General features: G+C 48.2%; 11 protein-coding genes. 10 read left to right on the forward strand and 1 reads right to left on the reverse strand.

The window, feature by feature from the left end:
• Nucleotides 1-286: 286 nt before the first annotated feature.
• The 7 genes from ARB69_RS24400 (at nucleotide 287) to ARB69_RS24430 (ending at nucleotide 6903) form a co-directional block, all read left to right on the forward strand.
• A complete protein-coding gene (locus ARB69_RS24400; protein ID WP_050641905.1) occupies nucleotides 287-718 on the forward strand; it encodes a hypothetical protein in 432 nt (143 codons plus the stop codon).
• Between the two features lie 168 nt (nucleotides 719-886).
• Nucleotides 887-1327, forward strand: a complete 441-nt coding sequence (locus ARB69_RS24405; protein ID WP_050641904.1) for a helix-turn-helix domain-containing protein — start codon at nucleotides 887-889, stop codon at nucleotides 1325-1327.
• 84 nt (nucleotides 1328-1411) lie between these two features.
• On the forward strand, nucleotides 1412-2368 hold the full coding sequence (locus ARB69_RS24410; protein WP_055155276.1) for an aldo/keto reductase: 957 nt from the start codon (nucleotides 1412-1414) through the stop codon (nucleotides 2366-2368).
• Between the two features lie 18 nt (nucleotides 2369-2386).
• Nucleotides 2387-3562 (forward strand): iron-containing alcohol dehydrogenase, encoded by a 1176-nt coding sequence (locus ARB69_RS24415; protein WP_050641902.1) that lies wholly within the window; start codon nucleotides 2387-2389, stop codon nucleotides 3560-3562.
• A 530-nt stretch (nucleotides 3563-4092) separates the two neighbouring features.
• On the forward strand, nucleotides 4093-4542 hold the full coding sequence (rpiB, locus tag ARB69_RS24420) for a ribose 5-phosphate isomerase B (protein WP_050641901.1): 450 nt from the start codon (nucleotides 4093-4095) through the stop codon (nucleotides 4540-4542).
• Nucleotides 4543-4613: 71 nt separating this feature from the next.
• The gene (mtnA, locus tag ARB69_RS24425) at nucleotides 4614-5696 is read left to right on the forward strand and encodes an S-methyl-5-thioribose-1-phosphate isomerase (protein WP_050641900.1); all 1083 of its coding nucleotides are present in this window, start codon (nucleotides 4614-4616) and stop codon (nucleotides 5694-5696) included.
• A gap of 445 nt (nucleotides 5697-6141) precedes the next feature.
• The gene (locus ARB69_RS24430) at nucleotides 6142-6903 is read left to right on the forward strand and encodes a DeoR/GlpR family DNA-binding transcription regulator (protein WP_050641899.1); all 762 of its coding nucleotides are present in this window, start codon (nucleotides 6142-6144) and stop codon (nucleotides 6901-6903) included.
• Nucleotides 6904-7224: 321 nt separating this feature from the next.
• Here the strand turns inward: ARB69_RS24430 and ARB69_RS24435 are convergent, their stop codons facing one another.
• Entirely contained in the window at nucleotides 7225-8019 is a 795-nt protein-coding gene (locus ARB69_RS24435; protein ID WP_050641898.1) for an HAD family hydrolase, read from the reverse strand.
• Nucleotides 8020-8371: 352 nt separating this feature from the next.
• Between ARB69_RS24435 and ARB69_RS24440 the strand changes: the two genes are divergently transcribed.
• The 3 genes from ARB69_RS24440 (at nucleotide 8372) to ARB69_RS24450 (ending at nucleotide 14091) form a co-directional block, all read left to right on the forward strand.
• On the forward strand, nucleotides 8372-9772 hold the full coding sequence (locus tag ARB69_RS24440; RefSeq protein ID WP_050641897.1) for an NAD(P)/FAD-dependent oxidoreductase: 1401 nt from the start codon (nucleotides 8372-8374) through the stop codon (nucleotides 9770-9772).
• A 202-nt stretch (nucleotides 9773-9974) separates the two neighbouring features.
• Nucleotides 9975-11321 carry a phosphoglucosamine mutase gene (gene glmM, locus ARB69_RS24445; protein WP_050641896.1) on the forward strand — a complete coding sequence of 449 codons (1347 nt, stop codon included), beginning with the start codon at nucleotides 9975-9977 and terminating at the stop codon, nucleotides 11319-11321.
• 289 nt (nucleotides 11322-11610) lie between these two features.
• Nucleotides 11611-14091: an excinuclease ABC subunit UvrA gene (locus tag ARB69_RS24450; protein WP_055155277.1), complete on the forward strand. Its 2481-nt coding sequence runs from the start codon at nucleotides 11611-11613 to the stop codon at nucleotides 14089-14091.
• Nucleotides 14092-14249 lie beyond the last annotated feature (158 nt).

The following is a 14249-nucleotide window of genomic DNA, read 5'->3' on the forward strand; positions in this document are numbered from 1 at the left end:
GAAAATGGAGAGATTTTTGGATTCCGAATCCAAAAATCAGCTGACCCAGCGCGAGAAATCATCGGATTTCTCGTGATGTGTCAGTGGTGCTCCATTTTCAGAGCTGTTTCCCGCCTAGAATTTCTTAAGTCCGCGGCCGCATTTTTGAAAGGACATGGATGTTCTCCGGGAGGCTTTCGGCTATCCCTTCATGGAGCGTCCTTATTGTGGATAACCTCCGGTTGTGTTAAACTGAATGTGTAAAAGTACTTTTTATGGGAAGTTTTACAGAAGCGGAGGGATAGGTATGAAGACGTTGAAAGAGCTGAGGGCAGTGATTCTGGTTTTTGGTGTATATGTTATATTTGGGGTTTATCAGTGGGTGAATATTTATGCTTCTATCAGGCTTGAAAGGACTTATGAACTTGGGTACAGGCATATGGCGACGATTGCCATGATTCTATATTGGCTGGCGGTGGCCGTGGTGGTTACACTTTTGGGCGGGATTATGAAGAAACGTTTTCTATGGGTGGAAATAATACTGATAGATGTACCAGCGGTGCTGATGCTGTTCTCACAGGTTCTGTACTTTACATTTCCTTCTCCGATTCTGCCATTCGTAGTGGGGGCGTATTCGGATAAATTCATGGTTTTAGGAGCCGTCCTTGCAGGCTGCGAGGCGGTGCGCTATGTACGCTACTTCAGAAACGGGCGCAGTCCTTATAAACGAATTGTGTAACCCGCTTCAGACCCGCTCTGGAGCGTGATAAAAGTTAGGGAAAAATACCCTATAAAAGCGATCTGCAACTCCGGGTTGCGGCGATGTAAAGTGTATCTGGTGGCCAGGAAAAAGAGTGGATGGTATAGTAAGGCAAGAGCGGCATAATAAGACGAGGAGGCGAAGAATATGACTCTGGGCGAAAAGATACAGAAACACAGGAAAGAGAAGCGGATGTCCCAGGAAGATCTGGCGGCGCTGCTGGGGGTATCCCGGCAGGCCGTATCCAAATGGGAGCTGAATGATACGATACCGGACACGGAGAATGTAATACAACTGGGGCGGATACTGGGAGTCTCTCTGGATTATCTTCTGATACCGGAGAGGGAGTCACACGATGAATGCGGTAAAACCGGCTCGGAAAAACCAGACAGGCCGGGAAAAAGAGGAAGAGCCTTGGTGGGATGGGGCATCTACCTGGCGGTTGTGATGATATTTCTCGTCATAATGTGGTGGAATTCTTCCTTTTGGGTAGGGCTGGCTAATGCGGTAAACATTACGGTTCTGGCGGTTTTTGTTTATATTGTCTGGCTTCTCATAAAAGCGTTGAAGAAGTATATACAAAAGTAAAGAGAATATTTATAATAGAAGTGTCGGGGCAATTGTAAGAGATAGATTGCTGCCGGCACTTAAATATTGGAAAGGAGCGAGCGAATGAAGAAGATTGTGATACCGGGCACGGATCTGGAATTATCCCCGATGGGGATGGGATGCGTGAATGCCGGCCTGAAGTGGGACGGCAAGGAGGCAGATTACATATTTGATGCTTTTTTGGATATGGGCGGCAATCTTTATGATACTGCGCGGGTGTATTCCGACTGGGTGTTACCTGAGATTGGGAGAAGTGAGCGGGTTCTGGGAGACTGGCTGGAGAGAAGCGGAAAGAGAAACAGGATCGTGCTGATCACGAAGGGCGGACATCCCGACATGGCCTGCCCAAAACCGGATCTTCATAAAAGCCGGATGAGGGAAGCCGATATGAGGCATGATGTGGAATTGTCTCTCCGGGCACTGCACACGGATTATATAGACCTGTATTTTTATCATCGGGATGATGAGTCCATACCGGTGGAGGAATTAATCGAGACGATGGAGACATTTGTAAGGGAAGGAAAGATCCGATACTATTGCTGTTCGAACTGGAGCGCCAGCCGGATGAAGGCGGCGGACAGCTGCTGCCGGGAGAAGGGGTACCGGGGATTTGCGGCAAACCAGGTGCTGTTCAATATAGGTTCCCGCTTTATGATGCCTTTGGAGGACGATACCATTCGGTATATGGATGATGAGATGCAGGAATATCATAAGGAAAACTTTGCGAATCTGGCGATGCCATACATGGGAATCTGCAGCGGTTTTTTCCATAATTTCATCGAAAAGGGTGAAGATTCCGTACTGGATTCGCCTTACTATACAAAGGAAAATATCAGACTGGCAGAAAGAGTCCGGATGCTCACGGAGAAGTATCAGGCAACGGTGACGCAGGTCGTTCTTGGCTTCTTCACATGCAGGGATTTTCCATGTGTTCCGCTGTACGGGCCGCGCAGCGCTGATCATCTGAAAGAGGCAATGGGCAGCTTTGAGATAACATTTATGAAAGAAGATTATGAATAAAGACGGAGGAGAAATATTATGGAAAATTTTACATTTTACAGTCCTACTTATTTTGTGTTTGGCAGAGAAAAAGAAACGGAGACAGGGCATTACGTAAAGCGTTTTGGTGGAAGTAAGGTTTTGATTCATTATGGCGGCGGCAGCGTAAAGCGTTCCGGCCTTTTGGACAGAGTGAAGGTATCCCTGGAGACAGAGGGAATTGAATATGTTGAGCTTGGAGGCGTGAAACCGAATCCGAGGAGCGGACTGGTATATGAGGGCATCAATCTGTGCAGAAATGAGGGCGTGGATTTCATACTGGCTGTTGGCGGGGGAAGTACGATTGACTCCGCGAAAGCGATAGCCGCAGGGGCGGTTTATGAGGGCGACTTCTGGGACTTTTATCAGGGGAAGGCGGTTGAAAGAGCGCTGCCCGTGGGTACCATCCTGACGATCGCGGCGGCCGGCAGTGAGGGATCACCTGATTCCGTGATCACGAAAGAAGAGGGCATGTTCAAGCGCGGAGCTACAGGAGAAGCAATCCGCCCGGCATTTTCCATCCTGAACCCGGAACTGACGCAGACGCTGCCGGCTTACCAGACAGCCTGCGGTGCAACCGATATTATGGCACATGTTTTGGAGCGCTATTTTACAAACTCAACTGAGGTTGAGATTACAGACAGGCTCTGTGAGGCCGTACTTCTTACCATGGTAAAAGAAGTGCCCCGTGTACTTGCTGATCCGGATCATTATGAAGCGCGTGCCAACATTATGTGGGCAGGTATGGTTGCACATAATAATACATGCGGTGTGGGAAGGCAGCAGGACTGGGCCAGCCATGATATCGAACATGAGCTTAGCGCAATGTATGACTGTGCACACGGTGCAGGGCTTGCAGTCATATTCCCGGCGTGGATGCGGTATACCGTGGAACACAATCCGATGAGATTTGCACAGCTTGCAGTCAGGCTGTGGGGATGCCAGATGGACTTCGAAAACCCGATGAACACTGCGCTTGCAGGAATTGATGCGTTCAAGTGCTTCCTCAGTTCAATTGGGATGCCGGTATCCTTCGCAGAGCTTGGCGCAAAGGAAGAAGATATCCCTGCCATGGCGGAAAAGAGCTGCTACGGTGACGGAAGAGGCGGATCACTTGGCGGGTTTGTAAAACTTGGAAAAGAAGATGTGGAGAAGATATTCCGGCTGGCTCTGTAATATTATCTTTGGGGCAAGATTGTTACTGCACACACTCTGTTACTTTTCAGACCGTGCCGTGCACCTCGCTGCACGGCATCGAAGCCGATGAAGTGATGGTCTCGGGGCATCTGGTCTCCGCTCCGCTTCGGTCCGTGCTTAACATGCGCCGCTGGCGCATAGCACCCCTCGCCGTAGGCTACTTTTATGGGCAGATGCTGTTACTGTGCACGCCCGTAGGGTGAACAGTAACCACACTCTTCGGAGGGCAGTAATAAGAAAATTAGATTACTTGACATTTCAGACTTGATGGTAGACAATAAAATAAATGACGGTTTTATCTGCCGGGGCAGATCTGTACCACTGCAGATAAAGGAAGCAGGCTTATATATTGAACAGTTCAGACAAGTCTGAATTGTTCTGCATCCAGCTGTTTAAACCGCTTTGCGATGGGCTGGATGCCAGTGGCGCCATGCTTTCGCACGGTCTGCGCAGTAAATGCACAGATCTGTCTGGACTGTTACTATAAATTTTACTGAGGAGTGGAAAAGATGAGAATAGGTATTGGCAACGATCATTCAGCGTTGGAGATGAAAGCGGAGATTATTGAATACTTGCAGGAAAGGGGCCATGAGGTTGTAGATTACGGCACAAATAGTGCTAAGAGCTGCGATTACCCCAAATATGGCGAGATCGTCGCGCGGGCGGTTGCAAATCATGAGGTGGATCAGGGCATTCTGATATGTGGGACAGGGCTTGGCATTTCACTGGCTGCGAATAAGGTAAAAGGGATCCGTGCGGCAGTCTGCAGCGAGCCATTTACTGCGCGTATGGCCAGAATGCATAACAACTGCAATATTCTGGCATTCGGGGCAAGGGTGATTGGGCCTGAGCTTGCGAAGATGATCGTGGAAGTGTGGCTGGATACGGACTTCGAAGTGGGCGGACGCCATCAGAGGCGGGTAGATATGATTGGCGATATTGAGGAAAGGTGGGAATAACCCTTTTTCTGTACAGGTAATTAAAGTGGGTGTGCCTGCTTTGATAATATAAGGTAAAGGAGAATTGATTAATGGCGAAAACAATTCTTGAATATGATACGGTATCTCTGGATGAGGAGAGTGGCGCGCTGGTGATTATTGACCAGACGCAGCTGCCCGGAAAGATCGAACTGCTTTCCCTCACTGATATTGAAGACATCTGGGAGGCTATTTACCTGCTGAAAGTAAGGGGGGCTCCGGCCATCGGAGTGACGGCCGCCATAGGTGTTTATCTGGCGGTTAAGGATCTGAAGACGAATGATATGATGGAATTTCGTGCGGCTTTTCAGCGGGCAAAGGATTACCTGGCCACATCCAGGCCAACTGCGGTGAATCTTTTTTGGGCGCTGGAACGGATGGAGGCAGTAGTGGAAGACCATATGGCCTGTCCGGACTGCGGTGTGGAAGATGTGAAGGAACTGCTTCGCCGGGAAGCGCAGCGTATCAGAGAAGAAGACATTGAGGTATGCAGAAGAATCGGTGAAAATGCACTGACTCTTGTGAAGCCCGGCGACGGGCTGCTGACCCACTGCAATGCAGGCAAACTGGCTGCAGTAAAATACGGTACGGCAACGGCGCCGATGTACCTTGGGCAGGAGAGAGGATATGGATTCCGTATCTTTGCAGACGAGACACGACCACTTCTGCAGGGCGCACGGCTGACGGCTTTTGAACTGCAGGAAGCAGGGATGGATGTAACACTGATCTGTGATAATATGTCGGGATCGGTCATGAAGAAGGGCTGGGTTGATGCCGTATTCGTGGGCTGTGACAGGGTAGCTGCGAACGGTGATGCGGCCAATAAGATCGGAACTTCCGTGGTTGCGGCGGTTGCCAAATATTATGGCATTCCATTGTATGTATGCGCTCCCACATCAACAATAGATATGTCGCTGCAAACCGGAGAGGCTATACCGATAGAAGAACGTTCCGCAGAAGAAATAACGGAGATGTGGTATAAGAACCGTATGGCGCCGGAGGGCGTGAAGGTGTATAATCCATGCTTTGATGTAACCGACCATGAATTGATTGCCGGGATCGTAACGGAGTATGGTATCGCCAGACCGCCTTACGAGGAGTCTTTGAAGAAGATATTTGAAAATATAAATAACTAATCTGAATGAAACACACAGTCTAAGATCTGCATTAGACTGTGTGTTTTTCTGCATTTCAAATAAAGTTCGGGAACCTGGTAGAATCATACTGTCAATCTTCTTATAACGATCACTGCGCAGGAAAAACCAGTCGGTTAATTTGGGTATATGAGCAATCTGTTTCGTATTATTTTGAAGAAATGGATAAAGCAGTTTTTAGTGGGATGACGGGGAGTATTGTTACCTTTATATAGTCAAACATATAAAACGAAGAAGAAATTCGAGGATAACGGAAGTTGGTTTGCTTTATTTGTTAAAAAAGTTTAAAAAAATGGAAAAAATTGGAAAATGCTGTTCTTGTGGGCTCCAAAGTATGCTAAAATATGATAATAGGAAACCGTCATATTTCCTTATAATTGTGGTGTGTGGATTAGGGTACTTTTCTGAAATTCGTAGGGAGAAAAATATGGAGGAACGCAGAAGAAAAATATTGCAGGAACTTGAAGAGAAAGGAAAGGTTCGTGTAAATGAATTGAGTGCAGAGCTGGGGTGTTCTGAAGTAACAATCAGGAACGATATAAAATGCATGGAACGGGCCGGTCTTCTGATCCGCACTCATGGAGGTGCGCTTAAAATAGAAGAAAATCCTCAAAAAAAGTATTCAGCAGAGAGCATTTACCGGAACACGGACAAGAAAAGAGCGATTGCAGCGTGTGCGTACGAGTGCATTGAAGACAGGGACACAATTATCATCGATGATTCTTCTACCAGCTTCTATTTAGCGCTGCATATCAAGCAGCATCCGGAAAAAAGTATAGCAGTGGTGACTAATTCACTTATGTCCGGTATCGAACTGGCCGGATTAAAGCATGTTGAACTGTATATGGTAGGCGGACCGGTGGGGGGAAACCTGGCGGCCACAATAGGAGACGAAGCCGTGGAGGACATATCCAGATTCCATGTGGATAAGGCATTTATAGGCGTACACGGAATTAATTTTGATGTGGGAATCACATCCATAGCCACATCCCAGATGCAGGTAAAACAGGCAATCCTTAAAGCAACGGAAAAAATATACGTACTGGCGGACAGCAGCAAGTTCGGCGGCGGATACTTGTCCGTCATCTGTCCGTTAAAAGATGTATATAAGATCATAACAGACAATCAAGTCAACAAAGATTATGTTAACCGCGCAGAAGCAGAAGAGATACCGTTAGTTTTGGCTTAGGGATGTAGGCGGATTGGGAAGGGACGCCGCAGGCCCCAGCCATCCCTATGTCCGGGGCCTGCGGCTGGCGCATCAAAATAACTGCTTGCATCTGACGGGAGCCGGACGGGAGAGGCGGCTGTGGGCTGGTATAGCGGGACAGTATTGAGAGGAGAAGGTGGATTATAATACTGCCGTAGGCAAATAAAAGAGAGAACTCTCTTGTATTTGTTAGTACTTCTCCGCAAACGGGCTGCTTCCCGGACCTCTCCCTGTGTCTCCCGCCGTCATTGCGCCCCCCGCTTCTGCCTGGCGGACCTCCTCGACTCATCCACCCCTCACTCATCCAAGTTCCACTATGAGATCTTCGAGTACTTCTTCTACGGAGTCTGTTACGTAAGTGGAGTAATAGGAGATCCCCGGTGCCGCATTGGACATGGCATAACTGGTTCCGGCGCACTGGAGCATCTCAATGTCATTATACTGGTCGCCGAAGGCCATGCATTCTTCTGGTTTGAGATGGAAAAGCTCCATCATTCTTTCCAGTGCGGTTCCCTTGTTGGCGCCCGGGGTGATAAAGTCGATCCAGATATTTCCCGATGTTACTACGTTGATTTCATTACTGAACATATCCTGCAGGTGCTTGAGATATTTATCTACGATATGAGGACCATCTGACATGTTGCCGATTGCTATTTTCAGGAAAGGGCCTTCGATTTTTGAGATGTCGTCGACGATTTTGGTAGTATTGTGCATCACATTTACGATGTGATTAACAAAGGCAGGATCATTGTCCTCGATAAAGCAGGCGTCCTCCCGGGATGCGACGATCTCAAAGTGTTTCTCCCGTTTGATTTCTGCAATAATTCTGGCAGCAAGGCTGTCATCGATTGAGGCACGTGAGATAACTTTGCCCTGGTGGATGCAAAGAGCGCCGTTCTCGGCAATGTAGGAGATCTCGTCCTTAATCTTATCAAATACGATACGTTGGTTATCATACTGCCTTCCGCTGGCTGACACAAAATGAATGCCTTTTTCTGTTAGTTTGTGTATCAGTTCAATAGAACGCGGGGGAAGTTCCTGCGCACCTCCCTGCAAAAGGGTGCCGTCTAGATCGCTGGCTACTAATTTAATCATATAAAACCTCCAAGTTATATTTATAAAGGCCTTATACTCAAGCCTCCGGTCAGTACATCCCAAAATAACAGCAAGTTAATGATTATTCAATGTACTGGATGCAGGAAACTTAGATATAAGGCTTGCTTCATTATAATAAGTTATACTTCTTATATATTACCCTAAATTGGGCGAATTGTATAGCCTTGTTCTCCGGAAAATTGTATGCTACTATTCTATTGTGGGAAGTGTGTGGGAATTGCGTGGGGGTCTGACCCCTTTGCAAAAGGGTCAGACCCCCACGCAATTCCCACACACTTCGAATAACTTAGAGGGACATGAAAATTGAATTCAGAGAAAGCTGAGGGATAAGATGAAACAGTATGATGTAATAATTATTGGTGCAGGTCCGTCCGGGATTTTCTGTGCGTATGAACTGAAGCGTCAGAAGCCGGATCTGAGTGTATTGATGGTTGAGAAGGGCCGATGTATTGAAGAGAGACAGTGTCCGAAACGGAAGACAAAGGTGTGCGTAGGCTGCAAGCCCTGTTCGATTACAACCGGTTTTGCTGGGGCCGGTGCGTTTTCTGACGGCAAGCTGTCCCTGTCACCGGATGTTGGAGGAACGCTTCCGGCGATATTGGGGTATGATAAAGCCACGGAAATGATTCACGAAGCGGACAGCATCTACCTGCAGTTCGGAGCCGACGAGAAGGTGTATGGTATTGAAGACCAGCAAGCGATTACTGATATTCGTTCCAAAGCAATCCGTGCCAATCTGAAATTGATAGAATGTCCGATCCGCCATCTGGGGACGGAGGAAGGCTATAAGATTTACACGCGCCTCCAGCATCATCTTCTGGACGCAGGCGTGGAAATCCTGTTTAAAACGATGGTGACGGATATTATCATCGAGGATGGCGTAGTAAAGGGAATCGTGACGGATAAAGGAGACACCTTCTATGCGCCGGAGGTCGTGGCGGGAGTAGGAAGAGAGGGATCCGAGTGGTTCTCACACATCTGCAAGGGGCATGATATCGAGACGAAAAACGGAACAATCGATGTAGGCGTCCGCGTGGAAGTTCGTGATGAGATTATGCAGGAACTCAATGAAAAACTCTACGAAGCGAAATTGGTGTACTATACGCCGACATTTGATGATAAGGTGAGAGTATTCTGTACGAATCCATCCGGTGAGGTGGCAACGGAATATTATGAAAATGGGCTGGCCGTTGTGAACGGGCATGCATATAAATCAAAAGACATGAAAACGCATAACACCAACTTTGCGCTTCTGGTGTCCAAGAACTTTACGGAACCCTTCAAAACTCCGACCGAATATGGGAAACATATTGCACAGCTTGGTAATATGCTGAGCGGCGGCAGAATTCTGCTCCAAAGATACGGTGATTTCCGCAGAGGCCGCAGGACAACGGAGGAGCGTCTGCTACGAAATAATATCACACCAACGCTGAAAGACGCAGTGCCGGGAGATCTGTCACTCGTATTTCCGCACCGGATCATGGTTTCCATCGATGAGATGATCAAGGCTCTGGATAAAGTGACACCGGGAATTGCCAGTGACGAGACCCTTCTGTATGGTGTAGAAGTAAAATTCTATTCCAACAAAGTCATTGTAGATAAAAAATTTGAAACAAATGTTTCAGGTCTGCGCGCCATGGGAGACGGGGCCGCAGTGACGCGGGGACTCCAGCAGGCATCAGCCAATGGGATCTGCGTAGCAAGAGCAATTATTGAAAAAATGGAAGGCTAATAATGCACACAAAGACTGACTATGGGGAGAGAGGGCGTTACTATGCGCGGCCTTCGGCCGTGAATAGTAATGACTGAGCAGTCCGGCGTATGTAAAAAAATAGTTGTATCCTGGAGAAGATGAGAATATAATGGTAATAAATGCTGCCATAACAGGAAGCATTATTATATGTAACCAGACAAATTAATAAGAGGAAAAGTATATGGGCAAATATTTTGGGACAGACGGATTTCGAGGAGAAGCAAACGTAGTATTGACAGTGGAGCACGCCTTTAAGGTAGGCCGTTATCTGGGTTGGTATTTTGGCCGGGAGCACAAGGCCAGAATCGTAATCGGCAAGGATACAAGACGAAGCAGTTATATGTTTGAATACGCACTGGCGTCGGGCTTAACCGCATCGGGAGCGGATGCATATCTGCTCCATGTTACAACAACACCAAGTGTATCTTATGTTGTGAGGACGGAAGATTTTGACTGCGGCCTGATGATTTCTGCCAGCCATAATCCATTCTACGACAATGGAATCAAGGTGATTAACGGTCAGGGCCATAAGATGGAGGCCGAAGTTGAAGCAAAGATAGAAGCCTATATTGACGGTGAGATCGAAGAACTCCCTCTGGCAACAAAGGAAGACATCGGCTGCACAATTGACTATGCGGCAGGAAGAAACCGCTATATCGGACATTTGATTTCACTTGCTACCCGGTCTTTTAAAGACATGAAGATCGGACTGGACTGTGCAAACGGAAGCGCATTCAGCATTGCAAAGAGTGTCTATGATGCGCTGGGGGCTAAAACCTATGTCATCAACAATGAGCCGAACGGAACAAATATTAATACCAACTGCGGTTCCACACATATAGAGATACTGCAGCAGTATGTAAGGGAAAAGAAACTGGATGTCGGATTTGCATTTGACGGTGATGCAGACAGGTGTATCGCAGTAGATGGAAACGGCAATGTAGTAGACGGCGACCTGATCCTTTATGTATGCGGGAAGTATCTGATGGAGCAGGGCCGCCTGGAGGATAACACCATCGTTACAACGGTAATGTCCAATCTGGGGCTCTACAAAGCCTGTGATAGAGTGGGCATGAACTATGAGCAGACGGCAGTCGGCGATAAATACGTGTATGAGAACATGCTTCAGAATGGTTACGTGCTGGGCGGGGAGCAGTCCGGCCACATCATATTCAGCAAGCACGCAAGAACCGGAGACGGTGTGCTGACTTCCCTGATGATCATGGAAGTTATTATGGAAAAGAAGCAGAGTCTTGCCAAACTGTGTGAAGATGTAAAAATCTATCCGCAGCTGCTGAAGAATGTCCGCGTGACAGACAAAAAAACAGCGCGTGAAAATCCGGCGGTACAGAAGGCAGTAGAGGAAGTAACCGCAGCCCTGGGCAGCGAGGGTCGCATACTCGTCAGAGAAAGCGGAACCGAACCGGTCATCCGTGTTATGGTAGAAGCTGCAACAGACGAAATCTGTGAAAAGCATGTAAATCAAGTCATCCAGGTTATGGAAAAGGAAGGACTTATTATTGGGTAAGCGGCCGCTGTGAGAGACTGCAAAGCTGCAATGGGTTCGGGAACCGGACGAAACCGGCGATCGGATACAGGACGGCAGCAGTAGGCCGGCGTAATGGAAAAGGAAGGGAAACAGGAGCAGTCCTGTCTCCCTTCCTTTTTCTACGGCCTCCGATAGCACAGACGCAAAAGCCTCAGCGCAGCCCCACTAAAAAAATCCCTCTTCCTCTGTGTGATATTGTATACTGAGATTATGTAACCTGAAAATGGATGTGCGGTGTCCGGCAAAAAGGAAGAAGAGGAGGTATCACATGAGTGATATCAGAATTACTGGTGCGAACGAAGGCAATCTGAAAAATATTTCGCTCCAAATACCCAAAAATAAACTGGTTGTATTTACGGGGCTTTCCGGCTCGGGCAAGTCTACTTTGCTGATCGATGTTCTGTTTCAGGAATGTCAGAGGCAGTATCTCGAGGCAATCACGCTGGAGGGAATCCACAAGCCAGATGTAGAGAACGTTAAGGGAGCTTCCCCGGCCATCCTGATTTCCCAGACGGATGGAAACAGAAATCCCCGTTCTACGGTGGGAACCCAGTCGGATATATATACGGACCTGCGGATGATCTATGAGAAGCTGGGGATGCGTACCTGCCCGCACTGCGGCGGGATTATTTCGGCGGCAGACTGCAGGGAAGAGACGGAGAAGATCAATGCGGATTTCTACGTCTATATGTATTGCAGTAAATGTGGAAAGAGAATGGACAAGATTACCCGCACCTATTTCTCTTTTAATACAAAGGAAGGAGCCTGTCCGGCCTGTGAGGGACTGGGAAAAGTGCATACCGTGAAAAAGGAACAGGTGGTCGATGAAACCCTGTCGCTGGAAAACGGTGCGGTTCGTTTTTGGGAAAAACAATATGGAAAATATCAGACGGGAGTCTTATATGCCGCTTTTGAGCATTACGGTATTTTAGGAGACAAAGACATCCCCGTAGAGCGTTTCAGTGAGATACAAAAAGAGATTTTATACAACGGCATAGACAGCAGCCGGGTTAAAACGGAATTCCCCGGTATCAGTCCTCCTAAAACAACCGCTGCAGGCAGGTTCGAGGGAGTGCTGCCGATATTATGGAGGCGGCTGGCAGATAAGAATGGGGAGGCCAGACAACTGGAGGCGTATTTTGATATTGTCGACTGCCCGGACTGTAAAGGCGAGCGTCTCTGCGAACTGAGCAGAAATGTGACTGTAAATGGCACCCGCCTGCCGGAATTGTCGTTTTATTCTCTGGAACAATTAGAGGACTGGATCGGGCAGCTGGAAGTTTCCATGGCAGAACGGCATGCAGCGCTTGTAAACGCCTATATTCGGGATATAAAGACTAAACTGAACCGCTTTATCAAAGTGGGGCTGGGCTATCTGTCTCTGGACAGGCAGATCGTTACTCTGTCGGGAGGCGAACTGCAGAGACTGCGGCTGGCGGCCGCACTGGATTCGGAATTATCCGGTGTGATTTATATACTGGACGAACCAACTGCAGGGCTCCATCCCAAAGATACGGCGGGACTCCTGGAAATACTAAAAAAGATGCGGGATCTGGAGAATACGGTGCTCGTCATTGAGCACGATACCGATATCATGGCTGCCGCCGATTATATCATAGATATCGGTCCGGGATCCGGCAGACATGGGGGAGAAATCATCGCATCCGGTACCCTGGAAGAGATCATGCGGCAGAAAGCATCCGTGACAGGAACCTATCTTCAGGCGCCCCATCCCGTGAAACAGGATTACCGGAGTGCGCAGGGAAAGATCAGGATTCAGAACGCCGTAAAATATAATCTGGACCATCTTTCCGCAGATATTCCAGTCGGCTGTTTTACTGCCATTACGGGCCCCTCAGGTTCCGGAAAGTCAACCCTTATTTTCGAAGTTCTTGCAAAAGGCGGAGCAAAAACAGCGCAAAACCAGGTGCATCCAGGGGAATCAAGCCATCTATGCCCGGCAGGCGGTTCCGCAGTAAAACAGGGGAATCAAGTAAAAGGCCTGGAACAATTTGACAGTATCATAGAGATTGGGCAGGCGCCGATCTCGAAAATGAAACGTTCAAATGTGGCAACCTATTCCGGAGTATATACAGAAATCAGGGCGGTCTTCGCCAAAACTGAGTCTGCAAAAAAAGCGGGGCTGACTTCCCGGCATTTTTCATTCAATACCCCAGGCGGCAGATGCGAAAACTGTCAGGGCCTGGGCTATGTGGACAACAATATGCTGTTCTTTGCGGATACAAAAGCCGTATGCCCCGTGTGCAGGGGAAATCAGTTCCGGCAGCAGGTGCTGTCCGTCAAATACAAAGGTCTTTCCATCAAAGACATCCTGGACCTTTCTATAGAAGAAGGCGACGACCATTTTGAGGGCATCCCCAAAATCTCAAAAATCCTGTATCTTCTCAGGGAGGCAGGTCTGGGCTACCTTCAACTGGGCCAAAGCCTGACAACATTATCAGGAGGAGAGTGCCAGCGCCTCAAGTTTGCAAAAGAACTAATCGGGAACAGTTCAGGCAAAAAAAGCCTGTATCTCATGGATGAGCCCACAACCGGCCTGCATCCAATCGACATCGAACACTTCCTGAAACTCCTGAACCGCATAACAGATGCCGGAAATACCGTAGTCGTCGCAGAACATAACCAGCAGCTCATCCGAAACAGCGACTGGGTAATCGATCTGGGTCCTGGGGGCGGCACAAAAGGGGGGCAGATTATGTTTATGGGGACACCAGACGGGTACTGCTAGACGGAGGGACGCTCCGTGCCAGGATGGACGGGAGGGCTGCGGGGGTGTATATGCCCTTTTAAATTGCGGCCGTTTGCTAAGTGCTCCTAGGGGACAATACTGCCGGGAATGTGGGAGGAAACATGATTCGGAATCATGTTTCCTCCCACATTCCCGGC

The sequence above is a fragment of the Faecalicatena contorta genome (assembly GCF_001404335.1).
Classification (GTDB): domain Bacteria; phylum Bacillota; class Clostridia; order Lachnospirales; family Lachnospiraceae; genus Faecalicatena; species Faecalicatena contortus_B.